Origin of the sequence: Haladaptatus sp. AB618 (assembly GCF_024136965.1) — an archaeon.
Lineage (GTDB): Archaea > Halobacteriota > Halobacteria > Halobacteriales > Haladaptataceae > Haladaptatus.
On record NZ_JAMYJX010000004.1, the window covers coordinates 139,904 to 165,284 of the forward strand.

24 protein-coding genes are annotated in these 25,381 nt (G+C 58.2%); 11 read left to right on the forward strand and 13 right to left on the reverse strand.

All coding sequences use genetic code 11. The annotated features are described in order from the left end of the window. The first annotated feature begins 248 nt into the window (after positions 1 to 248). On the forward strand, positions 249 to 1,217 hold the full coding sequence (locus NKF26_RS14025) for a transcription initiation factor IIB family protein (protein ID WP_253225705.1): 969 nt from the start codon (positions 249 to 251) through the stop codon (positions 1,215 to 1,217). A 170-nt stretch (positions 1,218 to 1,387) separates the two neighbouring features. Here NKF26_RS14025 and NKF26_RS14030 read toward each other — a convergent pair whose 3' ends face one another. Further along, on the reverse strand, positions 1,388 to 2,194 hold the full coding sequence (locus NKF26_RS14030; protein ID WP_253225706.1) for a DUF1801 domain-containing protein: 807 nt from the start codon (positions 2,192 to 2,194) through the stop codon (positions 1,388 to 1,390). Between the two features lie 188 nt (positions 2,195 to 2,382). Between NKF26_RS14030 and NKF26_RS14035 the strand changes: the two genes are divergently transcribed. Beyond that, on the forward strand, positions 2,383 to 3,156 hold the full coding sequence (locus NKF26_RS14035; protein ID WP_253225986.1) for an SDR family oxidoreductase: 774 nt from the start codon (positions 2,383 to 2,385) through the stop codon (positions 3,154 to 3,156). 633 nt (positions 3,157 to 3,789) lie between these two features. Here the strand turns inward: NKF26_RS14035 and NKF26_RS14040 are convergent. Then, positions 3,790 to 4,599, reverse strand: a complete 810-nt coding sequence (locus tag NKF26_RS14040; RefSeq protein WP_253225707.1) for an alpha/beta fold hydrolase — start codon at positions 4,597 to 4,599, stop codon at positions 3,790 to 3,792. 184 nt (positions 4,600 to 4,783) lie between these two features. Further along, positions 4,784 to 5,200 carry a DUF5518 domain-containing protein gene (locus NKF26_RS14045; protein WP_253225708.1) on the reverse strand — a complete coding sequence of 139 codons (417 nt, stop codon included), beginning with the start codon at positions 5,198 to 5,200 and terminating at the stop codon, positions 4,784 to 4,786. Positions 5,201 to 5,363: 163 nt separating this feature from the next. On the opposite strand from NKF26_RS14045, the gene NKF26_RS14050 reads away from it, so the two are divergent. Further along, positions 5,364 to 5,768: a CBS domain-containing protein gene (locus NKF26_RS14050; RefSeq protein ID WP_253225709.1), complete on the forward strand. Its 405-nt coding sequence runs from the start codon at positions 5,364 to 5,366 to the stop codon at positions 5,766 to 5,768. Positions 5,769 to 5,922: 154 nt separating this feature from the next. On the opposite strand, the gene NKF26_RS14055 is transcribed toward NKF26_RS14050, so the two are convergent. Next, positions 5,923 to 6,321, reverse strand: coding sequence for a DUF5518 domain-containing protein (locus tag NKF26_RS14055; RefSeq protein WP_253225710.1), 399 nt, complete (start codon positions 6,319 to 6,321; stop codon positions 5,923 to 5,925). A gap of 254 nt (positions 6,322 to 6,575) precedes the next feature. On the opposite strand from NKF26_RS14055, the gene NKF26_RS14060 reads away from it, so the two are divergent. Then, complete coding sequence (locus NKF26_RS14060; RefSeq protein ID WP_253225711.1) at positions 6,576 to 8,312, forward strand: SulP family inorganic anion transporter; 1,737 nt, start codon at positions 6,576 to 6,578, stop codon at positions 8,310 to 8,312. A 92-nt stretch (positions 8,313 to 8,404) separates the two neighbouring features. Here NKF26_RS14060 and NKF26_RS14065 read toward each other — a convergent pair whose 3' ends face one another. Continuing rightward, positions 8,405 to 9,583: a rhodanese-like domain-containing protein gene (locus NKF26_RS14065; RefSeq protein ID WP_253225712.1), complete on the reverse strand. Its 1,179-nt coding sequence runs from the start codon at positions 9,581 to 9,583 to the stop codon at positions 8,405 to 8,407. Positions 9,584 to 9,838: 255 nt separating this feature from the next. Here NKF26_RS14065 and NKF26_RS14070 point away from each other — a divergent pair, with 255 nt between their 5' ends. The 6 genes from NKF26_RS14070 to NKF26_RS14095 all read left to right on the forward strand — a co-directional run bounded on the left by NKF26_RS14070 (position 9,839) and on the right by NKF26_RS14095 (position 15,191). Then, complete coding sequence (locus NKF26_RS14070; RefSeq protein WP_369682150.1) at positions 9,839 to 10,939, forward strand: rhodanese-like domain-containing protein; 1,101 nt, start codon at positions 9,839 to 9,841, stop codon at positions 10,937 to 10,939. A gap of 145 nt (positions 10,940 to 11,084) precedes the next feature. Next, a complete protein-coding gene (locus NKF26_RS14075) occupies positions 11,085 to 12,254 on the forward strand; it encodes an NAD(P)/FAD-dependent oxidoreductase (protein ID WP_253234470.1) in 1,170 nt (389 codons plus the stop codon). A gap of 10 nt (positions 12,255 to 12,264) precedes the next feature. Then, positions 12,265 to 13,104 carry a DUF1641 domain-containing protein gene (locus NKF26_RS14080; RefSeq protein ID WP_253234471.1) on the forward strand — a complete coding sequence of 280 codons (840 nt, stop codon included), beginning with the start codon at positions 12,265 to 12,267 and terminating at the stop codon, positions 13,102 to 13,104. A gap of 279 nt (positions 13,105 to 13,383) precedes the next feature. Then, complete coding sequence (locus tag NKF26_RS14085; RefSeq protein WP_256487342.1) at positions 13,384 to 13,971, forward strand: DUF998 domain-containing protein; 588 nt, start codon at positions 13,384 to 13,386, stop codon at positions 13,969 to 13,971. 207 nt (positions 13,972 to 14,178) lie between these two features. Continuing rightward, on the forward strand, positions 14,179 to 14,748 hold the full coding sequence (locus NKF26_RS14090) for a hypothetical protein (RefSeq protein WP_253225717.1): 570 nt from the start codon (positions 14,179 to 14,181) through the stop codon (positions 14,746 to 14,748). A gap of 272 nt (positions 14,749 to 15,020) precedes the next feature. Further along, positions 15,021 to 15,191 (forward strand): hypothetical protein, encoded by a 171-nt coding sequence (locus tag NKF26_RS14095; protein WP_253234473.1) that lies wholly within the window; start codon positions 15,021 to 15,023, stop codon positions 15,189 to 15,191. A gap of 84 nt (positions 15,192 to 15,275) precedes the next feature. On the opposite strand, the gene NKF26_RS14100 is transcribed toward NKF26_RS14095, so the two are convergent. The 7 genes from NKF26_RS14100 to NKF26_RS14130 all read right to left on the reverse strand — a co-directional run bounded on the left by NKF26_RS14100 (position 15,276) and on the right by NKF26_RS14130 (position 23,378). Next, positions 15,276 to 17,744 carry a PAS domain S-box protein gene (locus NKF26_RS14100; RefSeq protein ID WP_253225719.1) on the reverse strand — a complete coding sequence of 823 codons (2,469 nt, stop codon included), beginning with the start codon at positions 17,742 to 17,744 and terminating at the stop codon, positions 15,276 to 15,278. 179 nt (positions 17,745 to 17,923) lie between these two features. Next, positions 17,924 to 18,214: a HalOD1 output domain-containing protein gene (locus NKF26_RS14105; protein WP_253225720.1), complete on the reverse strand. Its 291-nt coding sequence runs from the start codon at positions 18,212 to 18,214 to the stop codon at positions 17,924 to 17,926. Positions 18,215 to 18,858: 644 nt separating this feature from the next. Further along, a complete protein-coding gene (locus NKF26_RS14110) occupies positions 18,859 to 19,941 on the reverse strand; it encodes a Gfo/Idh/MocA family protein (RefSeq protein ID WP_253225721.1) in 1,083 nt (360 codons plus the stop codon). 79 nt (positions 19,942 to 20,020) lie between these two features. Next, entirely contained in the window at positions 20,021 to 20,683 is a 663-nt protein-coding gene (locus tag NKF26_RS14115; RefSeq protein WP_253225722.1) for a hypothetical protein, read from the reverse strand. Further along, positions 20,680 to 21,276 carry a hypothetical protein gene (locus NKF26_RS14120; RefSeq protein WP_253225723.1) on the reverse strand — a complete coding sequence of 199 codons (597 nt, stop codon included), beginning with the start codon at positions 21,274 to 21,276 and terminating at the stop codon, positions 20,680 to 20,682. The genes NKF26_RS14115 and NKF26_RS14120 overlap by 4 nt, the downstream gene beginning before the upstream one ends. A gap of 108 nt (positions 21,277 to 21,384) precedes the next feature. Continuing rightward, on the reverse strand, positions 21,385 to 22,563 hold the full coding sequence (locus NKF26_RS14125) for a cation:proton antiporter (protein ID WP_253225724.1): 1,179 nt from the start codon (positions 22,561 to 22,563) through the stop codon (positions 21,385 to 21,387). A gap of 584 nt (positions 22,564 to 23,147) precedes the next feature. Beyond that, positions 23,148 to 23,378: a ribbon-helix-helix domain-containing protein gene (locus NKF26_RS14130; RefSeq protein WP_066147018.1), complete on the reverse strand. Its 231-nt coding sequence runs from the start codon at positions 23,376 to 23,378 to the stop codon at positions 23,148 to 23,150. A 350-nt stretch (positions 23,379 to 23,728) separates the two neighbouring features. On the opposite strand from NKF26_RS14130, the gene NKF26_RS14135 reads away from it, so the two are divergent. Next, a complete protein-coding gene (locus tag NKF26_RS14135; RefSeq protein WP_253225725.1) occupies positions 23,729 to 24,148 on the forward strand; it encodes a disulfide bond formation protein B in 420 nt (139 codons plus the stop codon). A 99-nt stretch (positions 24,149 to 24,247) separates the two neighbouring features. Here the strand turns inward: NKF26_RS14135 and NKF26_RS14140 are convergent, their stop codons facing one another. Next, positions 24,248 to 25,249: a DMT family transporter gene (locus NKF26_RS14140; RefSeq protein ID WP_253225726.1), complete on the reverse strand. Its 1,002-nt coding sequence runs from the start codon at positions 25,247 to 25,249 to the stop codon at positions 24,248 to 24,250. Positions 25,250 to 25,381: the final 132 nt, after the last annotated feature.

Consider the following 25,381-nt stretch of genomic DNA (forward strand, 5'->3'; position numbering starts at 1 on the left):
TCGACTGACAGACGGAGACGTTCAGACGACCGATGATGGACAGAGACGTTCAGACGACCGATGGTGGATAGACGGCCGTTCACGGAAGGACGGCTAGCCGGTCGGCGGTAGCATCATTGCATCCTTCGTGTGTTCGAGTCCGCTGGTTTCCATCCCTCATTCCTACTTTGTGAAAACCATCGCCCCCGACTATGGTATATGGCAGTCATAGTCACAGAAGAACCTGAGATACGGAAGGAGTTGCTAAAATGGAACGACGAACACGACCCCCGGACCAGCAAACCGAGACGGACCATTCGAACCGTCGAGAGAGGGATGTCGCTGCTGGCTCCTTTGAGTGTCCGGAATGTGAGACACGGGTTTCGGTCGCAAACCAAGCAGCCGAAATAGTCTGCGATGACTGTGGGTTCGTCATCTCCGATCGTCCAATCGATCACGGCCCCGAATGGCGGGCGTTTTCTACCGAAGAGGATCAACAACGAAGCCGCGTCGGTTCGCCGATGACCAATCAACTCCACGACAAGGGGTTGAGTACGACGATCAGCCATCGAAACATCGATGCGAACGGGAAGCCCCTCGGGAGTCGAAAGCGGCGGAAAATGAAACGACTTCGTACGTGGGACGAACGGTACCGCTCGAAATCGAACCAGGAGCGAAATCTCAAGCAGGCGCTGGGGGAGATTTCCCGCATGGCTGCGGCGCTCGATATACCGCGGTCGGATACCGAAACCGCCGGTGTCATTTATCGGCGTGCGCTCGAAGCCGACCTGCTTCCCGGACGGTCGATCGAAGGGATGGCGACCGCGAGCCTCTATGCTGCCGCTCGTCAGGCAGACGCACCGCTTAGTCTCGACGATTTTGCGGTCGTCAGTCGAGTCGAGCGGCGCCGTATTCACCGAGCGTATCGCTACATCACGGCCGAACTGGAGATCGGTATCGCACCGACGGATCCGATACGGTTCGTTCCTCGTTTCGTCTCCGAACTCGATCTAAGCGGTGACGCGGAACGGCAGGCTCGTGCTTTGCTGGATACTGCAAAACAGCACAACGTCCACATCGGAAAGAGTCCCGTCGCACTTGCGGCCGCAGCGGTCTATGCGGCCGCAACGCTGAGCAACGAATCGGTGACACAGGAAGCGGTCGGGTCCGTTGCCCATATCGCCCCCGTGACGATCCGAAAACGATACACGGAGCTTTTAGAGACCTACGAGAGCTAATACTACGGATCGTTCTCTACGTATCGCTATCTGATCAATCGATTCGGGAAGGAAGATAGGTCTTTGAATAGCAAATCCGCGGACGCTCGGAGACCTGCTCATCGAAACGTTCGTCAACGGGTTGCACTTCGCCCTCGATGTCGGATTCGTGGGCGGAGGCGTCGGGTTCCTCACCAGCCCATTCCCGGATCGGCGGCGGCCTGTTGGACCCAGGAAGCGACCTGCTCCTCGTCCAGTGTGTCCGTCTCCTTCAGGTCCAGGGCCTGTCTCTTCGGACCCGTCCCGCTGGGAGGCTTCGGCTCAAGGTACGTTTCACACACGAATGTCAGTTTCACGTGTTTCGAGAACGCACTGAATGACGCGAACCAGCCCTGGTCCTCGACGCCGTAGAACGGCTGGTGATACTTCACGGCGCGGCGCACGTGGGGTAACTCGTTTCGAACGATTTCGTCGAATCGTGCCGCAATCTCACGATTCCACCCCGGCAGCGCCGCAATATACGCGTGTACCGCTGCCGATCCATCGGCAGTATCGTCCCTCCGAATCGCCTGGTACCGTTTTTGCCGTCCTCCCCAATCCTCCTGCGTCGGAACCTGGTCCGAAAGCTCGATTTCTCCGAAGTCTTCGTCCACGATGGTCTGCTCTCCCTCTCGCCCCGATATCGCGGTCACGACCAGGATCGAGTCCGTCTCATCGGATCTAGAAAACATGTCGAAGTCCAGCCGCATCGTCCCTCCTCGCCAGTGGCGAGCGAAACCCACCCAGCCGTCGGGGTGGTCGCCACGGGTGTCTTTTTCGACTCGGAAGAGACCCATCATGGCAGGAACGACGTCGGCACCCCATTGGAGCCCTTTTTCCGGGTCCGTGAAACGAACCCCCTCGTCGTGGTCGGCATGGTAGTAGGGTGCTCTGATCACTTGATTAGCCGTGACGAGTTCGTTGACCCGTTGGACTGTAATTGGGCCGGACACGCTCATATTCACCGACTAGGTGGTGTATGAGTATCAATATTTTCGCGAAGTGTCGCGATCTTGATTCCGAGAAGCTTGACTATGAACGTCGGAAGGAAACGATAACGAACGGGATCAATAATTGAGCGAGAGTCGTGACCCCACTATTATATAATCGATATTTCGATTGCTAACGTGTGACAAGAAGTGGTACCATGGATGAATTGCTTTCCGGTTCGGTAGCGGTCATAACGGGCGGTTCGAGTGGCAATGGTCGTGCGATTGCAAGAACGTTCGCCGAGGAAGGTGCCGACATCGTCGTTGCCGATATTCGTGACTCTCCGCGTGAGGGCGGGACTCCGACGCACGAAGCGATCGCTGCGGAAACGGGATCCGAGGCAACGTTCGTCAAATGTGACGTCACCGAGAAAGACGATCTCGAAGCGAGCGTCGAAGCAGCCGAGGAGTTCGGCGGGGTCGACATCATGATCAACAATGCCGGGATTTTCCGCGGTGAAAATTTCCTGGAGGTGTCCGAAGACGACTACAATCGACTCATGGACATCAACGTCAAAGGCGTGTTCTTCGGGGCGCAAGCCGCTGCCAAGCGTATGGTGGCGAACGGAGGTGGCAGTATCATCAACCTCTCCAGTGTCGCCGGACTCGAAGGAACCGGGGAATACGTTACGTATTGTACCTCGAAGGGTGCCGTTCGATTGATGACCTACGCGCTCGCTGACGCACTCGGTTCCGAAGGAATCCGTGTCAATGCGATTCACCCCGGGGTCATCGAAACGATGATGACCACCGACGATGTCGAAATCGTCGGCACCGAAGAAGGAGAGATGTACGAGCAGATGATTCCTTCGCAGCGATTTGGGACACCACAGGACGTCGCAAATGCAGCGCTGTTTCTGGCTTCCGATCTCGCGGATTACGTTAACGGGGAATCACTCGTGCTGGACGGTGGGCTTACGAACACCGGATAAGTCGTCCCGTTTTATCGATTTTTATCGACACTCTGTCGCCGTAGTCGTGTCCGATGGCCGTAATTCACAGCATGCGCTGGGCGATCATCTCGTCGTCAGTGTAAAATTGGCGGGAGACGGCCTACTCTCCTCCCACCTTCCGATGGGAGGATTTCGGGCAGACGTTTGTGGCCTGTCCCACGGACCTTACGTGCTTGAAACCGGCGTCTCTCGTTCCCCGTTGGGTCGAACGTCACATGGGTGCGGGTGGGAAACGATTCAAGTCCGGGAGGTCCGGGGTGACCGCGAATTTTCGTGCTCCGATTGCCGAATCGACGCGGGTAAGCTCGATTCAACCACAGTTTTCGACGACGACAGTCCTTGTCGTTCCACAGAGTGTTGACGGTGGTCGAGTGAGCAAGCCAGTGGCCGTCTTGCTCGCCACATCTATTCCGTTTGCTCCAGGGGACATAGTTCTTTTTCGCATTCCCAAAAAGTGAGAATCGATAGTATGGCCGACCTAAAGTGCCACATTCCCGGTCTGAACGTTTGAGGCACGGGTACCGACTCTGTAACGACCACACGAGCAGTTACCCTCAGTCGATCCGGTAAGACGATCGATCCGGACACGGCGCAATCGTCTTCGTGACGGATTCACTCCACGAACGACGTGATCTCCCGATTGAACTTTTCAGGCTCCTCCCAGAAGGGACAGTGTCCGCTCCGTTCGAACCGTACGAGGGTCGCCTCGGGGAGGTGGTCTTCGAGCCACCCCCCTACGTCCGTCGGGAAGATATCGTTCCGTTCGCCGTAGAGAAGCAGGACCGGCACGTCGATCGTGGGTACCACCGGTCGGAAGTCGGAATACACGACATCCAGAAAGATATCGATGGCGACGCTCGTCGGAGTCTTGGTCGTCTCGGCGTACATCTCGTCGATCGTGTCCGCCGCCGGTGGTTCGTTGAACATCGCCTTTAAGAACGGTTTTGCAACCGACGGACGATTGTACGTGAGGTTCGTCGTGATATCGACGCCATCGATACCCGAGAACTCACCGGGTGACCCGTGAGGCCAGTCGTCATCGTACTGTAATTTTGGACTCTGGTCCACGAATACGGCACGGGATAGCCGGTGGGTTCCGAACTGGTCGAAGTATTCGAACATGACCATCGTCCCCATCGACCATCCTACGAGGGTAACGTCGGTGAGTTCGAGCGTCTCGATCAGTTCCCGGATGTCCCGTGCGTACTGTGCGAGGGTGTGCCCCGCGTCAGTCTTTCCGGAGCGTCCATGTCCCCGAAGGTCGAGGGCCACGACGCGGTGGGAGTCGGCCAAGGCATCGAAGTTCTTCTGCCACCAGTACTCGGCATTCATCATCCAGCCGTGGACGAGTAGAATCGTCTCCCCCTGTCCCTGATCCTCGTAGTAGATCGGCACGCCATCGTGGGTCTCGAAGTATGGCATCGCGGAGTATCAATCAATCGACATAGGCATAAACGGTTCGGGCGGTCGCTTCCAGCGTGATTCTCGTCGACCGGATGGCGAACGCGTTCACATGCCGAGATGCGATGCGACGTCCGAGAGCGCTCGGTTGGACGACCACCGTCCGAAAAATCGCCCGCAAACGACGATCAACCGATCTCCGCGATCACGTTTCCTCCACCTTGCCGCTACCGTTTGGGGGCCGTCGCTGGAGCGTGGTTTTCGCGTACCGGGTGAGTGGACCGATGATGATCCCTTCGACCGCAAACGTAGGAACGATCATCACGGCGATGACGGTGGACGTGTATGCACCAACGAAGCCAGCGATACCGACGTTCGCGGCAGTAAGCGCGGCACTTACCGCGCTGAAGACACCCATGAGTATCACGGTCGCGACGGCACCGAAGAGTCCGGCGAGCGCACCGTCGTATAGCCCGTCCGAGACCGTTTCTGCGGTCCATCCCGCGACGAGTCCACCGACGATCCCCCACGGGGCGAGCGCGCCACTGCCACCGAGAATCCCCGCGAGCGTACTGATCACTGCGGTGAGTGACGCTCCGAGATAGACCGGTTTGCTAACCATTAACAGTAATGCACTGCTATCCCGTATATGTCTTTGGCTGGATCGGGGTATCCTCGAACGAGGTTCGCCTTCGAACGGTGTCGCGTGACTGGCGAAGGGGAGAAAGTCGGCAAGGAGCGTGAGTAGCGACAACTTTTATCAATATTCAAAAAAGACTACGTGTATGGACGATATTTTCGTCGGTCAGCTAATGACGACGACCCTCCACACCGCATCACCCGATACGCTCGTCGAAGAGGCAGCACGAGAGATGATCGAGAGCGGGATCGGTTCGGTAATCGTCACCGATGACGAGAACCATCTGCTGGGAATTCTGACGACCACCGACTTCGTTCGAATCGTTGCCGAACGACAACCCAAGGACGAAACGCCGGTATCCGAGTACATGTCGACCGATGTCATGACTGCGACGGCACAGGACTCGATCCGCGATGTCTCCGATCGTATGATTACACACGGAATTCACCACATGCCCGTGGTGGATGAAACCGAAGGGGTTATCGGAATGATTTCCACGACGGATCTCACGGCGTATCTGTCCCGTGTTCAGACTCCGAGCCCCTCGTAATCGAGCTACGTAGAAGTTACTCAAGCTGTGTCGAGGTTACAGCGTTACTCGAGCTACGTAGAGGTTGCAGCATGCAACCCCTGTCGATACAAAACTCGATTACTCCCAACGAACGACACGTTGTCGCCGTAAGATGGCGACCAGCCGTCGTCCGTCAGCGGGCGGTCCCGACGGTTTCCCGTGTCTCGGTGCTGCGACCTTTCGCCCATCCACCGATGGCACCAGCGATGGCACCGGGAATCGCCTGGATGAGCAGGATGAATAGGCCGAGTGCGAGGCCCGTGAACGCCGGGAAGAGACCGGAGAACAGCGCGCCGAGCACTGCCCACACGACGAGGAGAACGACCCCGCCGATGACGGTGGCAAGTCCACCGTGGACGGCACCGCGTTCGGTCCCGACGACCATGTAACCGGCGACGAACCCGCCGATGAGGCCAGGTAGTGCGTGGACGAGTCCCGACATCGCCGTAATCGGGACGAACCAGGCAGCGAGTAGTCCGAGAATGAACGCGGTCAAGAAACCGGTGATGACAGCTCTCCAGTCAATTTGCATGATCGAACAAGAATACACCACAAGACATGATAAATATTCTATAAAAATATCTGATGTATCAGGGGTTCTCGTTTCCCCGTCCCACTGGAATATTGGTATTACCGCTAGTACGGCGTCTCTCGGGGGAGATGGTTCGAGGAGGTGAACTCACGATGCTCGCATACCCATACATCCGACAGCTTATCGAACCTGAACTTCCCCAATCCCAAATTTGTTTCCCTCACAACACTTTTGCCCTCGGACAGCGTACACTGATGGGTTCCAACATCGGGGGGAAATCGATGGCCAGCAACAGTCTTTCACGACGAGTTAGAGAGGATCTCAAGTCGGAACTTCCGGTGACGGAATGGCTTCCGAAGTACGACCGATCGTGGTTACGGATCGACATCGTGTCGGGACTCACGGTTTCGGCCGCGGTCATCCCCGGTGGATTGGCGTACGCCTCGCTCGCTGGACTACCCCCGCAGACGGGACTGTATGCCGCCCTGATGGGTGCCCTCGCGTACGTGTTCTTCGCCTCGTCCCGGCAAGTGATCGTCGGACCGACGTCGCCGCTTGCCATCCTGCTCCTCACGGAGGTGGGACCGATCGCAACCGGACGTGGGATGGAATATGCCTCCCTCGTCACCATCACGACGATCATCGTCGGCATCATCTGTGTCGTCGCTTGGGTGTTCCGACTCGGTTACCTCGTGAACTTCATTTCCGGATCGGTGCTCACCGGTTTCGCGTCCGGTGCCGGGCTCTATATCATTTCCACGCAGCTCGGGAAACTCCTCGGCATCTCGGGGTCGTCGGGCACCTTCTTCCAGCGCGTCTGGTTCATCGCCACTCACTTGACCGAGGCACAGTCCACGACGGTCGCGGTTGGACTCGTTTCCATCGCCCTGTTGCTCCTCGGGAAACGCTTCCTCCCGCGTGCACCGACCGCGCTCCTCGTCGTCCTGCTTTCCATCGTCGTGTCGTCGACACTCGATCTCCAAGCGCGAGGGGTCACGGTAGTCGGACAAATTCAGAGTGGCCTCCCCCCGGTGACGGTTCCGTCGGTACCGTCGGTCGGGGTTATCGAATCGCTCGTTCCCGTGGCCATCGCCCTCTTCATCCTCTCGTACGTGCAAGGCATCGGGGCCGTTCAAACGTTTGCACGTCGGAACGATTACCGGGCGGACCCCGACCAAGAACTTCTCGCGGACGGCGCTGCGAACGTCGCCTCGGGACTGTTCGGTGGCTTCGTCGTCGGGGGGAGCATGTCCCGAAGCGCGCTCAACGATTCCATGAACGGGAAATCACAGATCGTCAGCGCGGTGATCGTCGGCGTCCTCGTCGTCGTCCTCCTGTTTCTGACCGGGTTGTTCAGGACGCTTCCGGATGCGACGCTCGGTGCGGTCGTCATCGTCGCCGTCATCGGCATCGTCGACGTCGATGGCATGCAACGACTACACACCATCAGCCGAAACGAGTTCTTCATCGCGGCGGCGGCGCTGCTCGGCGTGCTCGCCCTCGGAATGCTCTGGGGGGTGTTCATCGGCGTCTTCCTCTCGCTCACGATTGCCATCTCGCGGGCGAGCAACCCCAAGAAGGAGGTGCTCGCCCGGATTCCTGACACCGACCACTTCGTCAGCAGAGAGCAACACCCGGAAGCGGTCGAAGAACCGGGCGTGCTCGTGTATCGTGTGGACGCCGGATTGTTCTACGCGAACACGAACAGCGTTCTGGACGATCTACTGGAGAGGATCGAGGAGCGACAATCGCCGGTCGACCTCATCGTCTTCGACCTCTCCACTTCACCGATGGTCGACCTCGCGTCCGTAGAGATGTTCGAAGACCTGCATCGCACCCTCGAACCGCGTGGGATAGAACTCCGCTTGGCTGGCGTAAACGAGCAAGTCTTGGAAACGTTCGAGGCCGCGTCCTTAGACGAGACACTCGGAGAGATTCGCGAGGAGGGGACCGTGGAGGCGATCATCGACGATCGAGGAGCGTCGGACTGACCGGATATCATCCGGAGTTGTAGCGCCGTTATATCGCCATCACACCTCGGAAATCGTCCAGAGGGGCAGGTACCGAGAGAGAACGGTGCTGTCTAATCGTCGGCAACGACGCTGTCTTCGGTCGCCGCACAGCGGTTCGGTCCGAGTTCGAGTTCGTTCTCCTCGTCGATGCTTTCCGGTACGTAGCTCCCCTGATTCGTGGCGATCACGGTCTCGTAGTTCGGCGGTTTCGACGGGAGGTTCTCGAACATGTGCTCGACGAACTCGTCCTCCGCTAACTGCACGATCTCGTTGGTACGCCGGACGGAGCCAACCGTCGTGACCATCGGCACGCCGGGCGTGACGTCGACGTACTTGCCGTCGTCGGTGACCGAGAAGTGCCCCGGGAGAATCTTCACGTGGTCGGGAAGGGACAGGATGACCTTCTGGAGCGTCGCGTACTGGACGCGTGCGCCGTCGCGTGCGTCGGCGTCGGCGAACTGGAGTTCGGTGCGGCCGATGGACTCGACGAACAGGGTGTCGCCTGTCAACAGCGCCTCGTCGTCGATCAACCACGAAGTCATACCCGTCGTGTGACCGGGCGTGTGGACGGCCTTGATATCGACATCGCCGATATCCACCGTGTCGTTCGGGTCGACACCGTCGAAATCGTACTCGGGGTCGCGCGTCGCAGCGGGTGAACCGAGGTGGTACGGAACGTCGAGTTCGTCGGCGAGTCGGCGGCCGCCGGAGATGTGGTCGGCGTGGATGTGGGTATCGAAGACGTGCGTGATTTCGAAGCCTCGCTCCGCGGCGGCGTTCATGAACGTCCCTGTGGCACGAGTCACGTCGATTGCGGCGGCCTCGCCGGTCCGCTTGTCGCCGACGACGTAGCCGAGACATCCCTTCGAGCGGCGCTGTAACTGGAGGATTTCCACGTCATCGTTCCGCGTTGCGATGGGGACGACGTCGTAGAGCATGCTCCACGATTCCATGCCACCTTCGACCGTCAGTACGTTCTCGAACCCGTCCGCTTCGAGCCACTCGGCGAACTGCCCGGCAGACTTGCCGGTCGCACAGATGGTGATTACCTCGTCGTCGGGAGCGAGTTCCTCGCGGTGGGCGTCGAAATCGCCGACCAGTTCGTCGTTCGCACCCGAGAACTCGACGTTCTCGGCGTGCGCGATGTGCCAGTCGGCGTAATCGTCCGGGTTTCGCGTATCGAACAGGGTGACGTCGTCGTTCGCATCGATCTTATCTCGCAACTGCTCCACCGTAATTTCCTGAACCATTGCATTGAATTGTATCTTCCATGCAATAATAAGGGTTCGTCAGGTCAGATTTATTGCCGGGACATCGATCCGATATCGGATGATTGGGACGATAAGACCACATTATTGCCCCATTATGGCCCGTTCAACTCTCTCGGAGAGCGTTCGCGGCGAGGGATGAAAAACCTCGGCAGTATTGTGTACTATTATCTCGACTACCCGCTTCGAACCGGCAATCACATTACGTTGGAGTCGCTACGACGAATTAGTGATTTAATGTCCAATCCGGATTCGGTGCGTGAGAAACTCGATGGTCTTCCTCCTAGCTCCAAGTTCATCTATAAGATACTCGACCAGAACGGTCGAATGACACAGAAAGCGATCATCGAGGAGACGATGTTATCGGCGCGAACGACGCGCTACGGTATCAAACAGCTCGACGATGCGGACTTACTCGAATCGACACCAGCGCTCCGTGACGCCCGTCAGACCTGTTACGGACTGGCGTTGGACGGGGCGGACCGGGGCGACTACGCAACGGACGTCCTCGTCGAGGCGGAGTGGCTCGACGAACGGTTGGACGAGGTTCGAAACGACGACCCGTCGCTCCTCCTGATCGAGGTGGACACGAGCGACACCTACGAGGACGGGCATATTCCCGGGGCGATCAAGCTCGACTGGCAAATGCATCTGACGGGAGAAAACGGCCGTGGCGTTCCGGAAAAGGGAACATTCGAGGCGGTGCTGGGACGGCACGGTATCACCGAGGATAGCACCGTCGTCCTCTACGGGGGCGAGTCGAACTGGTTCGCCGCCTACGCCTACTGGCTGTTCAAATTCTACGGCCACGACGACCTCTACCTCCTCGATGGGGGCCGTGACTACTGGATCGAAGCGGGCTACCCCACCACGACCGAGGTACCATCGGTCACTGAACGTGAGTACGACGCGAGTGGACCGTTCGACCACCTACGGGCGACTCGCGACGACGTCGAACGGGCGCTCACGGAGGACGTGACGTTGCTCGACGTCCGGAGTTCCGAGGAGTTCGTCGGCGACGTCCGGGCACCGCCGAACGGCGAGGGGATGCCGATGACGATGGTGGGCGGGCACATTCCCGATTCCGTCAACGTCCCTTGGTTCGACGTTCTCGATGACGACGGCAGGTTCAAGCGTCGCGACGAACTCAGGACCATCTACGAGGGGGAAGGGATCGCACAGGACGACGATGTTATCGTCTACTGTCACGTGGGCGAGCGCTCCGCCCTGTCGTGGTTCGTCCTCTCGGAACTGCTCGGCTACGAGACCGTGCGTAACTACGACGGATCGTGGAGTGAATGGGGAAACCTCGTGGACGCACCGATCGAGACCGAGTGAGCCCGATTCCGTTTCAAGCGGCTTTAACCCGCCGGATCTTCAAGATACAAAAATTTCCGCCATTCATCGATATTGTGAGTATTGCACAACAATATTGCTTCTATCTTCAGCTTGATTGGCGTCGGACCACACGTATCGAGTAGGTATGGTAAAAATAGTCGTTCTCGGTGCGGGAACGGGTGGTGCCATGACGGCGAACATCCTTCGACGGAAGTTGGGTACCGACGCCGATATCACGGTGATCGACAAGAGCACGAAGCACATGTATCAGCCGTCGTTCTATCTCATTCCCTTCGGCTATCTCGAGGCCGAAGAGCAGAGTCGAGACATCCGCGAACTCTTCGAGAACGGCATGAAGTTCGTACAGGACGAGGTAACCGGCGTCGATCCCGACGAGAAGGTCGTCGAATGTTCCGAGGGCGATTTCGAGTACGATTACCTCGTCGTCGCCACCGGCCACCGCCTCGCGCCCGAAGCGATTCCCGGGCTACTCGAAGGATGGGAGGAAACCGATTCTGTCTACCCATTCTATCACTACGAAGCGGCGATGGCGATGCGGGAGGCGTTCGAGGATTTCGACGGGGGAACGTTCGTGGTCACCCAACCCGATACGCCCATCAAGTGTCCCGGTGCACCGCTGAAGATGACGATGCTCGCCGAGGATTTCGCTCGGCGCAAGGGAATCCGCGAGGAGACGGAGTTCATCATGACCCGGAACGCAGACCACCACTTCGGTGTCCAACCCTACCGGGACAAACTCTACGAGTTGTGGGACGACCGTGACATACAGTTCGAAGCGAACTTCTCCGTCGAGGAAATCGACCCCGACGAACGGGTCGTCCGTAGCGCGGACGGCCGGGTGATCGAATACGACCTCCTCGCACCGGTGACACCGCAGTACGGCCAGACGGCAATCACCGAAGGCTCCCCCCTGACCGAGGGCAGCGAGAGCGGAGAGTACGTGACGATAGACGAGCGCACACTGCAGCACACGGAGTACGACGACGTGTTCGCATTGGGTGACTGTGAGAACGCGCCGCACTCGAAGACCGCGGCCGCCGCCCGCAAAGAAGCGCACGTCGCCGCTGACAACATCGAAGCGCTCATCGAGGGGCGCGCGCCACGAACGGAGTACTCCGGATACGCCGCCTGTCCGCTCCTTACGCGGAAAGGGAAGGCGATGATGGCGGAGTTCGACTATGAGGAGAGCATCTCCGCGCCGGTCGAGAGCAAGATGAACTGGATTTTGGACGTCAACGTGCTGCCGTCGGTGTACTGGAACCTCTGGTTGCACGGCTACGACCCGCTCCCGTAGGTGATCACGAATGAGTGATACACAAACACAGGAGGCGGTCATCGAACGCGACTCGGAGGACCTCGACGCACTCGTGGACAAAATCGACGACAACGCCGAGGACCTCATCGCGTTGCTCGACGCCCTCGACGCGACGCAGGGCCTCGCGGAGGAACTCGTCCCTGAACTCACTGACGTCGCTCGCGACAACCGCGAACCCCTCCGTGAGCTTCGAATGGCGTTCGAGCGCGAGGAGACACTCGTCCTGCTCCAGAAGGTCGGAAACAACTCGGAACGGTTGGTCGAACTGCTGGATGTTCTCGAAGTCAGCGTCGGTCTGACCGAGGACCTCGCTCCCGAACTCGTCACGGTCGTTCGCGAGAACCGTGAGACAGTCGAGCGATTGCGAACGGCTTTCGAGAAGGAAGAAACCATCGTCCTCCTCGAACGGTTCGGCGAAAACGCCGACGCACTGGTCGAACTCCTCGAACTGCTCGACGTAACGCGTGGACTGGCCAACGACCTCGTTCCCGAACTCACGAACGTCGCTCGGAACAACCGCGAACCGATCGCGGATCTCCGGATGGCCGTCGAGGGGTTCACTGACGCCCGTCGGGAGCGCGAGACGCCGGACATGTACGAACTGGGTCGGAACATGGAGGGCTTGGTCGCGCTGACCGAGACGGCCGCCCAACCCGAGGTCGTGAACTCGCTCGACGCCGGGTTGAGCGCGTTCACGGACGAGACGAAGCCGAAGAAACTCGGCCCGTTCGGCCTGCTCGCGGCCCTACGCGACGATGATGTTCAACAGTCGCTCGGCGTCCTCGTCGAAGCGGCGCGACGGATGGCACGGGCGAACGACGAACGGTGAGACGGACGGCACCGGTGGAGCGGACGACGCTGCGGGCCTCGACCACGACCCCATTGTCGTACTCCCGTCGTCAGTGACCGAGGCGCGGAACGTCGTCGAAATACGTTCACGGTTGGGAATCGTCGTGCAAATCCCATTATTAGGGGAGAGATGCGACAGAAGTAATCACGTATCTATTTTAACAGGTTGATCGTTGCATTCGGTGTCATGAACGACGCCGGAGGTCGGGATGGTGCGTCTACAGTCGGAGGCGTAAACGCGTCAGTCGCAGGAGTCTGTATGATCCTCGCCGGTGGAATCGCATTTATGGGAATCATCACCGGGGAAGTTCTCTATCCGGGATATTCGACCCGACAGGACATCAGCGACCTCGGGTCTACCCAACCACCGAATCCGATTATACAGCAACCATCCGCGACCATTTTCAACGGGACGATGTTGATGACCGGAGCCCTCCTTCTGATAGCGACCTACTTCATTCATCGAGCGTGGGGCCGTCGCATTCTCACCGTCCCCCTGGCAGTGTTCGGAATCGGGGTTTTCGGCGTTGGAGTGTTTCCCGGGAACATCACACCTTGGCACGGCCTCTTCGCACTCCTCACGTTCTTCAGCGGAGGAATCACCGTCGTTCTCTCCTCGCGGGTCGTCGCTCGTCCGTTCGCATATCTCTGCGTCCTGTTCGGTGGGGTGTCCTTACTGGTCCTCGTGAGCGTCTTCTTCTACGGTCTCGTCCTCCGGGAACCTAGCCCGTTGGCAGCGCTTGGCTCCGGCGGTATCGAACGATGGGTTGCGTATCCGCTTCTCCTCTGGGTTCCGACGTTTGGGGGATATCTACTCGGTAGCGATCGTTCATCACGGAATCACTGACGCGATGAGATCGGCATTTTCCACACGTCACAGGGACACATGGTCGTGCATCGAGCAGGGTCCACGATACCGTCGAAGATGCTCGTACAGGCCGCAAAAGGGATGATACTAGTCACCGCCGGGAGAAATTATGAACATGGTTATGAGAGTCCGACGCCGATGTTTCGAGGGAGTTATACGAAGAAGAATCGAATTACCCGGTAAGCCATGACAGACAGCGGATCGGACACGACAGGGGAGTCGTTCGGCGATGACGGCCGGGCGACGACCGAACGAACCGTACTCCGATACCTCGTTACCATCTCGCTGATCGGGATGTTCATTCTGATGGGTGCAGCGACGTACTCCGTAGCGCTTCGAGGATGGATGGCCTGTGGCGGCGGGTTTCCGAAGTGCGCAGGGAGTTACATACCCCTGCTTCACTCCCCCGGATCGCTCTCCCAAACGTACACTCATGGACAGATTCTCGCCGAATGGTTCCACCGGGCGACGGCGTTCGTTACCGGAGTGCTGATGCTCGTCGCGACGGGACTCGCGTGGTGGCGCGTCAAGGAATTCACCATCACACGGTGGAGCCTCACCGCCGCCACGGCAGTACTTCCGCTGGAAGCCTATCTGGGTGTCCTCACGGGTGTCCCGAACCCATCGCAAGCGCTCGTTGCGATTCACCTCGTCGTTTCCCTGTTCGACCTCGTCGCCCTCGTCATCGCGGCGATAATTCTGTGGTGGTCGGCATACTCCGGCGGCCGACGCGGATCGCACGAAGCAGGAGCCTGATCGCGGGAGTTTCGGACTCCGAATTCGGATAGTCGGTGATTTCGGCCTTTTTCAGTACCGCTATCGTGCGTTGTGACCAGTGGAGAATGAGTTGAGACGGGACTGTGGAAGAAGGGCTACCGCGAGAATTCGTCGCTGGAAACGGTTTCGAGGAAGGGTTCGAATCGAGAATCACCCCAATACCGTACCGTTTCACTCCGTTGGTCGTATTCGAGCAAACCAGCATCCGCCAATCTCGGTAGGTGGTTGTGAAGTAACCCGATTTTGACCCGTTGACGCTGATCGACCGACGATTCCTCCCGTTGACTCGTGGAGAGAACGTATTCGACGAGGTCATCGAAGCGGGCACGGCCGGTCTGCTCTCGCTTGAGGAAGGCAATGACAGCACGACGATGTCGATGCTGCAACAGGCCGACGACCTGAGCTTTTGTGAGTCGGTCTGAGTTGGTCGATTGATGCGTACTCATGAGCAGTGATTGAGTATCCCTCCCAAAAAACGGGATCCCTAAACAGTTAGGAATCACGTGCTACTCCATCGTTTCCGTCCCTTCGAAGAGCACCTGCAACAGTTTTCGTTCGCTCGCTCTGAGATGCTGGTGGAACGTGGGTGCCGATACGGCGAGCGAATCTGCGACCGCTTCACCGGTGCTCTCACGTGGCCACTCGAAAAAACCGGCATTGTATGCCGCGGTCAAGGCGGCCTGTTGGCGGTCAGTCAACTGGTCCGTGAGGTGCATCTGGCGTCTACCGAAGGAAGAGAGGGACCGTTTGACCTCCCGTTTCGTCGTCAACCGAGCATTTGGATAGATCGACTGCACGGCGTCAGTGAGTACACGGATATCGGCATCGGCCGGGGCTTCAGCAACGATCGATCCACTCCCTTCGATAACCTTTGCGTGTTTGATACGGGCACCCCGTTCGATGAGAACCTGTGGGGAGGTCGATGCTCCAACGAACACGATTTCAAGGAGGCTTTGTTCCGGTTCCTCCCTGATACAGCGGGCCTTTTTGACGATCGATTGCCGACGCGTCATTTCGAGAAACGCATCGGCTGGTGCATTCTCCAACGTGATATAGTAGAGTAGTTCCCTGTCCGTCGAAGGCACGAGGTCTTCGAGCGTGATAGAGCACTGCAAGTCGGCGGATGCAGTGACGAAGAACGCGGTCGTCTCGGTGAGATCGAACGTGAGTTCATAGCGGCTATCCGTGTGGAGTAGCTTCTTACTCTCCGCGGCATGAATCGCGTGGCCGATCGTCTTGCCCAGTTCTTGGAAAACGGCTCGTTCCCGTTCACTGAATGCGTCGGAACGAGACGAATGGAGAACCAACACGCCGTACGTCGTCTCCCGATAAACGAGCGGGATACAAAGCACGGAACGATATCCCCGGGATAGCGCTTCGTCCCGCAACGAATCGGGGAAGAGAGGGTCGGACTGGATCGACGTGATCAGTTGGGGTTCCTGTGTACTGATCGCTTCGGCAGCACCGCCGGTACTCGTTTCGACCGTATCCGTCTCGGCAAGGAGATCGAAATAGTTCGCATCGAGGTTTGCCCCCGTTCGAGGCTCGATGCCGCCATTTGGCAACGAACGTTCGCCGATAAATGCGTCCTGATAGAGGTCGGACGCGGCGAGTCGTTCACAGACGCTGGTCTCGATTTCCTCCCGCGTCGTCGTTCGAACGAGTGTCTGATTGATCTCACGGATGAGGCGGTTGATCCGATTGAGCGTGTCGAGGCGATCACGGTGGCGTTCGAGAGCCGCTTCACGTTCCTTCCGTTCGGAGATGTCTTCCCCGACCAGGACGAGATATTCGAGTTCACCATCGGGGGACCGGAGTGGAGCGGCGCTCAACGAAACCCACAGTCGCTCGCCATCCGCTCGTTCGAGAATCGCTTCGTAATCGTACGCTGCGGAGCCGGTTTCGATGACTTCTGCCATAATCGCGTCTCGAGGATCGATCGGTCGGTTCTCGGAATCGTACAGAGTGAAATCGTCCAGTGACGGACGGGACAACAACTGTTCGATTGGCTCGCCGAGAATAGCGGCGACCTGTTCGTTCGCCCGAACGAGCCGTCTGTCCGGTGTGAAAACGCCGATCGCGATCGGGCTCGTTTCGAGAATTCGTTCGGTGAGATCCCGTTCCCGTCGAAGCTCTTCTTTACGCTCCTGTCGGCCGGAGACGTCCCTGAAGATTCCCTGGACGACCGTTTTGTCGGCGAGGTCGGTGACGCCCGTACTGACCTCGACCGGAATGTGGGTTCCATCATCGCGGACGATATGCCGGGTCCGTTCGTGTCCGCTGGTGCCCGTCGCGTCCCCGTTATCGCCGCCGTTCTCGGAGTACTCGTGAAGTCGTGTCGCATACTGCTCCGGCTGTTTTGTTGGGTGCAGGTCCGCCAGATGCATCCCGCAGAGTTCGTCCTGTGACTTCCCCATGAGCGTCGCCGCCGCTCGATTCGCGTCTTCGATCGTCCCGGTTTCCGTGTCCGCAATGAAAATCGCGTCCGGGGCCGCTTCGACGAGTCGCTCGTACTTCTCCTTGGTGTTCTCCAGTTCCCGTTCCCGTTGCTTTCGCTCCGAAATATCACGGATGATCGCCGTGAAGAGTCGTCGTCCATCGTGTTCGTGTTCGTAGAACGAGAACGCGAGGGGGAACTCGGAACCATCCTTCCGAAGCCCGATTCGTTCGACGTACTCGTGATCGAGCGCGCCCGAACCGTCGCGAGCGTGTCGGTGAAGTGACTCCAGATAGGAATCACGGAACCGTTTTGGAAACAGTCGGGTGACCGGTTCACCGACGAGTTCGTCCTCGGTCCATCCGAACAGACGTTCGGCCGCGTGATTCGAGAATACGATGGTACCACCAGGATCGAACGTAAGGAACCCATCGAGTGAATGTTCGACGAGATCACGAAAGAAAGGGCCATTACGACGGAATTGGGTTGCGAACTCCTCGGTATCGGAATCGTGACCGTGATCGGGTTGATGAGTCATGGTGATATGTGATATCGTAGCACCGTTCGGTGGAGGAATCGAAGAGCGAGAACCGATATAATAGTTTGGATAATCGTATCGATGACGACCCTGACCCTCGGCTCGATCTACCTTCGAGTGGGGTACTGACGGAAGATAGAGCGGTGATCGTGGAGTTCGAGAACCACCGATTACGGCACTCAACCGTCGGACTGATCGCCCTCGGGATCGATCTCGACGACACCGTCACTTGATACGGTTACCACGTATCCCGCATACGGAAACGAGACGTAACCACCCTCCCGTAGTGATCCGTCCACTCGCGGTGCAAAGAGCGCGTCGAGTGCGTCCGGATCGATCACCTCGTACAGCGGGCGAAGGTCGTCTATCGATCGGTCGTCTCGCTCCGCAATCGCGGTGAGAATTCGGGTGCTCAAGAAGCGAGTCGCGTTTTTCTTCGACGATCCCATCCCGGATTCTGTTGTGTCCATCTGGATCACTCCTCCCACAAGAACAGTTACCCTGACATCGCAAGGAGTTATTGTGTCTACTGCCCTTGACGAGTCGGTAGACAGGAGCCACTACTAAGAAATTAATTGGGTATTTTTGTCCAACAGTGCCGAACATTGTGCATTGGAAATAGAGAACGAGATTCCTCGGTCGGTTCGGTCGCTTCGACCGGTTCCTGACCGTTTCAACCGCTTCGAACCACTTCCTGACTGGTTTCTAGTCGATTACCCGTGACCACATGGGTGTCTCCCGGAAATAGACCTCTCCCTTTCACTTACAGTTTCACCGCCGGTTGTCGTACCACCGGTATTCACCCCTCGAAGAACGATTTTACCGCAAAACCCTCACCACCAACCAAGTGCGGCAGCGTCGCATAGCTGACTTTGGGAAAGCGCCCTGGCAAGTGGTGAGAGTGCACCTGTACCATTCGGCGGGTGGATAAAACCCGTTCCGGTAGCACAAAAATCAATTGTAGTCACTCACATGCGTAAATAGGTAACATGTGTCAATACACTCCGAGAAGGTATCCATCTTACCGATCATGGTCAGCAATTCGGTTCTATCCCTCGTTCTCGAGGGCGAGACCGGGAGTAATCGACGAGCAAACAGCCGTCGGGAAGGATACTCAGTCGTCGGTACCGGCCCGATAGATTTCGTCGATAATGCGTTGGACTGCGAGACCCTGGTGAATATTGTTCGCCTCCGGTCGGTCGCCGGATCTCACGGCGTCGATAAACATGCGTAACTCGTCGTGATAGGCGTAGTTCGATGGGGCGACGACTTCCGAGTTCACGAAGTGGTCGGTGCCATTGCTTCGCGCTTCGTACAGTTCGAGATGGTTCCGCCGATCCGGTACCGGTTCGACCTCGGGCAACGTGTCCGTGAGATCCAGGAAGGCACCCGCTTCGGTCCCACGAATGGTGTAGGAGTGTTCGGATTCGGTGTTCGTCGCCCACGCGACTTCGATCGTCGCGGTCGTATCCGTATCGAACTGACAGAACGCGGTCACCGAATCCTCGACGTCGTACATCTTCGCGTCCCCGTCGTCCCCCCACATGTAGATGTACGAATAGTCCTTGTGGTGGCCGAAATCCGACCGGGACGTCGCCATGATATCGGAGAGTTCGGGCCACTCCAGGAAGTACAACAGGAGGTCGAGGAGATGGCCACCGATGTCCATGAGGGCACCGCCGCCCGCGATGTCCTTCGAGGTGTACCACGTCCCTCGGCCCGGAACGCCGCGCCGTCTGACGAACTTCCCGTGGATGTGAATTATCTCCCCGAAGTATCCCTCCTCGATGTACGATTTCGTGACGTCACAGATGTTCCGAAACCGCTCGTAGAAGCCGACCATACAGATGTTATCGGTTTCCTTGGCGACCGCGGCGATGTTCTCCGCGGATTCCAAGTCGTGGCTGAGCGGGGTCTCCAGAAAGACGTCGAGTCCGTGTTCCAACGCGGCCGTCGCCGTCGGTTCGTGGAACTTCGTGGGAGTACAAACGATGACGGCGTCGAGATCGGCTTCGAGGAGGTCAGAAAGGTTCTCGTAGGTCGTGGCACCGAATCGCTCCCGGAACTCGCGACGAGCGGTCGGATCAGCATCCGCGCCACAGACGGGAGGGCAGTCCAATGCGGTCAGTACCTCGGCGTAGTTCGTTCCGTGCGTTTCGAGGCCGAGGATGCCGATCGAGGGCGCATCGTTCTCCATTTGCTCGTTTCGTCGTCCCGTATCGATATTATGGTTTTGAGAGGACGACGTCGTGGAACTCGCTACGGAAGAAAACCACCTATCGGTTCGCGGAGTCCATCCGCGCCCGTAGCTGATCGGATAGATCGGACAGGTGGGCGGTCCCGAAGGTCGCGACGAGCAATCCGCCGATCGTGTTGTAGAACAGGTCCAAGATCGTATCGTCCAGTCCGTACTGGGTGAGGACTTTCCCGACGCCGACGAGGCTCGATACGACGCCGACGTAGAACTCGATGAGTTCCCAGATGACGCCGAACGCCATGACGAACAACAGGAGATAGACGAACATGAACCGGGGTGGCATCACGATGTACTCCGTGTGTTCTTCCAGCGCTCGCGTCACGGCGTACGCGACACCGGCGACGAGCGAGGAGGACAGTGCATGCGTCATGTGATCCCACCACCACGTCGACTTGTACGGGCTGATGAAACCCAAGGCGGGCACCGATAGCGTCCCGAACGCGTGTAGAAACATCGCGACGGAGATCCAGAGCACGATTCCGCCGTTCATCGTGACACGGTAATTTCGCTCGAAGAGCGCGGGGAGGAACGTGACGAGCAAACCGATACCGGAGTTCACCACGATACCGGCGTTCCCTTGCCAGAGGCCGATCAGTAGGATGGCGGCCATCGCCGCCTGGAGGATCCGAACCAACTGATCCTCCCGGCGTTCCGAAACGTGAACGGGCGAGTGAAAACTCACGTGCTACTCCCCCGTGATCGGTCGGCGTTCGCAGAGAGTTGACGCCGGAAGTACAACCAGAACAGCACGCCAGCGACGATGCCCGCGATGAGCGTTGCCGTGAAGATGGTCATGAGTTCGGTGTTCGTTTTGATGAACGTCGTCCCGAGGTACGTCGCCGAAGCCGCGGATCCAACTGCCCAGAATCCAGCGGTCGCGAGCGTCACGATGACGGTAAAGAAGACCGCGAACTGCGGCGTCATTCGAACCGCCGTCGTCAATTCGAGCGCGACGACGACGAGCATCGCGAGGGTCGCGACGCTGATTCCGGTCACGATTTCGCCGAAGAACTCCGGCCGGGCCGTCGCGACGAACAGCGGCAACGAGGCGATGAGCAACAGTGGCCACGGAACCGTTCGAGTCCACGATCGAAAGACGACGGCGGGCGAGATGGCGACGAACGCCGCAATCGTGGCCATCACCGTTTCGACCAACAGAACGTTCAGGAAGCTCACGATTGCGAGTGCGACGAGAACGATCGCAAGCGCCCATGCGATCATCGCGTTCACTCGTGTGTCCTTGATAAACCACGTTTCCGGAAGTGTTTGACTCATCCCGTATCCCCCATAGAGACCACGAACGCTGGTCGTAGCGACCTGCGGTATCCCCCCTATAGAACGACACGGATCGACTTATCTGTTGGCGGGATTCGTTTCGAGCGGTTACAGCACTTGTCTGGGTAACTCCATCTCCGAGTCCCGCAAGACGAAGTACCGGAACGAAAGGATCGCCAGGAAGACGGAAACGACGGACAGGATCAGGAACGCGTTGTAGAGACCCTCGGAGATGATGCCGCGTGTCAGGCCGATCTCCGCCGCGGCAACGCTGATACTGAGGCGACCGGGCATCGACGACGCGAGGAGCGCGACGGTTTCCTGTTCGAGACCGACGAACCATCCACCTACCACCGAACCGACCACTTTCGATCCGATTCCCAAGACGAGGATACCGGCGAGCAGAAGCGGGCTCGCCGACGAGAAGCTTTCGAGATCGAAATTCAGCCCGACGTAGAAGAAGAATACGGGGGTCACCAGGTCCGAGACCGGCTTCATCGAGTTTTGGATGGAGTGGCCCTCGTGTGTGATCACCGCGACGAGAAGCCCGGCGAAGAACGCGCCGAGAATCGCGTGAATACCGATGAGTTCCATGCAGTACGCCAGCGTGACCATGAGGAAGACGCCCACTTTCACCGGATTTTCGAACATTCCCTCCTGAAGCGTGTTCGAGAGATAGTCTTCGAGCAAGAACGGCAGGCCGATGAAGAACACGAACAGCGCGATCGTCACGAGGATGACGCCGATCACCGGCTTCGGGGCGGTGATCAAGGTGATCCCGTATGCCAATGCCGCGACGGATAACAGGTCGTTCATCACCGCGACGGAGAGAATCGTCTGCCCGGTATCGGTCTGGAGAAGCGAGAAGTCCTCGACGAGGGGATAGATGAGCCCGAGCGACGTCGTCGAGATGGTGACGCCGGTCAGAAACGATGCGAAGAGGTTGAGTCCGAGCACTCGTGCGAGGGCAAATCCGGAGATGAACGGGAGCAAAAACGTGAACACGGCTAGCTCCGCGATCTGCCGTGGATTCCGCCGGATCGTATCCGGATCGAGTTCCAAACCGGCGTCGAACATGATCATGAGGAGTCCGAACGCCGCGAGCGCGGTGAAGAATTCGAACCCGGGCATCGATGGATTGACGATGTCGAATATCGAGCCGAACAGTATCCCGGCCAACATCTCGACCGCCAATATCGGAACGTTGTACTCGGTCAGCGATTTGAAAACCAGACTCGTTCCATAGACGAGCGCGAGAACGAGAACGAAATGAAATGATAGTGACATTAGTGTGCAACAACTCGATGGGTAGACTGTCGGGTTATCGGGTTCCCTTCGTCGATACCACGAAGTCTATTCTGACTGAACATAACTAAATCAATCGGAAATCTGTCGGGACTCTTCGTGAGCGATGTGCGCCCAGTGTGCAACCGAACTGCTCTCCAAGAGGGTCGGAATCCTCGCAGTGTACGGATTGCGGCCTCGTCCCCACCGTCGAGATGCAGATCTCATGTTCGAAGTTTAGCGGTTCCAGCAACGGTAACTACACGTCTCTGGTGAGTATAAAATACTACTGTCACGGTAACTTTCGACCGCTTCTTAAAAATCATCGTTGGGAGAGGTCCCGAATTCGACACCATTGGTAGACGACGAACCGACTTCGGTTCCCTCTACGGAATCTCCTCTGACCGAACGACACCACCAATTTAAACTATTCGACCAAATCCACAAATCCCACCTATCTCACCTATTTCACCTAACCCACCTATTATTCTCGATACTGCGGTGATTCCTGCTCGAATCATGCGTACGGAATCCGCCACGGAAGTCCGTAGCGGTAAGACACAACCCGGAACGAGGTCGATCTCGAATTAGAGGGGTTCGTCCTGGTAACTGGCCGGGTCCTGTTGGTCGTCGACAGCCTGGGTAAAGAGGCTCTCAGCCATTTCTTCGTCAACCTCGTTAGCAGGTGCGTGAGCCGACACGCCGAGCGTGATGAGTTCTTCGATCGCTTGTTCCCGATTCAGGAAATCACCTTGGTCGACGAGTCGGTCGATATCGGAGTCGATACGGTCGGGGAGGGATACTTCGAATGTGACCATACGCCCACTCATAATCGAGGGCAAATGAATTCTCTGGTCTCCGTTCTCTTTGCCTCCGGTTGGCGTCATCCCATACGCGGTCGATTCGTTTCGACGAGCTAGAACGATGCTCGCGTGCAAAGAAGCGAACATTTAGCATACCCCGCTTACATACGTAGGTGTATGACCGATGGGGTTCCCGTGTCATGTACGCAGTCTGGTGAGTTTCATCGACCACTGCATACGGGTACGACGGTGGTCGAACCGGGAACCCCATCGTCTTCGATACCACCCTTCGGGCTTCGATTCCCACTCCAATCACGAACGGTAACCGCATTGGAGGCAGTCTACCGAGTCAGTTAGCTAAATCAATGAGACACGTTACAACGATCGATCGCCGACGATGGCTGGCGGTGGGGACGATCATCGCAGCAGTCGCAACTGGCGGGAGTCTCTGGCTGAGTTTCGGCCTCGGACTCGTTCCCTGTGAACTGTGCTGGTACCAACGGATCCTGATGTATCCGCTCGTGGTCATACTCGGTGTCGCGACGATCGAGGGGCGACCGCTCGTCTACCGGACCGCATTCCCGCTCGCGATCGGCGGCGTTTTGATCGCGGCGTACCACTCGTGGATACAGTACACGGGGGCTCCGACGGCCTGTTCCGTCGGCCAGATCAGTTGCGGCATCGTGCAGTATCGAATCGGTGGGATAACGGTCCCGAACCTCTCGTTGACCGCGTTCGTCTTGATTACCGCGGTACTGTTCGTGATCGCGCGATGGTCGAACTGACCGATAGCCGGGTCGCGTAACCGGATGAAAGTCGACGGGGGACGGGTTCGGCGCTGATTCGGGGTTATGGTCGCCTCGGTACGAATTTTCGTTTTCGACTCAATCCTGCTCGCCCCAACTCGACGTCTCGTTGACGCGCGTCGCCACTGGCTTCGACGCTGGATCGAGCGTCGTCGTGACGCGGTTCCGAATTCGGGAGACTTCCGCTCCGATCGCTCGGTGCCCGAGTATCGAGAACCCGAGGAAGATCGTGACGAATCCGACGATCGTCCGTGCCGATATCGCTTCGCCTAGGAGTGCCCATCCACCGAGCGTGGCCACGATGGGGACGAGGTAGAAGATCAAGTTCCCCCGAATCGCCCCGACCTCGTCCAGCAGGCCGAAGTACGCGATGAAGGCGAGCGCGCCCGAGAAGACGCCGACGTAACCGAGCGCAGCGAACGCGGTCGGCGTCCACGCGATCGCGGCCGGTTGTTCACCGGCGGCGAAACTCAACGTATGGCAGAGGAGCGCGGCGACCGGGAGTGCCCATGCGGTGCGAACGGTACTGCCGAGGGAGGAACCCGCCCGCCGAATCAGAACGCTTCCGAGCGCACCACAGACCGCGGCACCGAGGAGGATTCCCTTCCCGATAACGGCACCGTCCAGCACGTGAGCGGGGTCGATGTCGACCACGAGCGCGACGCCGACGAATCCGAGCGCCAATCCACCGGCACCGACGCGAGTGAGGTCCTCGTCAGATAGCAGCACGGTCGCGAGGGCGGGAGTCAGAATCGGGTTGAGACTGTAGATGATCGACCCGACCCCGCTCGACGTGTACTGCTGTCCCAGAAAGATGAACGCGTTCGTCAAGCCGACCGTGAACACGCCAGCGGCGAGGATACCGGCAAAATCCGAGCGTGTACGGGGAAGCCACTCCTCCCGTGAAAACGCGAACAACACGTAGGTCAGCAACAGCGCCGTGCCGATGTCGAACCGAAACGCGACGAACAACAACGGCGGGAAGTAGTTCAACCCGGCTTTCGCCGCGACGAAGGTTCCGCCGAAGAAGGCGCTCGCGGCGAGGAAGAAACCGAGGAGGTGGTAGCGACTCCGTCCCATCCCTACCGACACCTCCAGTGACGAAACGGAGCCACACTTTTCTTGAGCATCTCATATTGAATTCCGGTAGACATCGTTCTTCACTCTAACAAAGACGTATATCCGTATGAACTTGTCCAGAAATAGATTCAT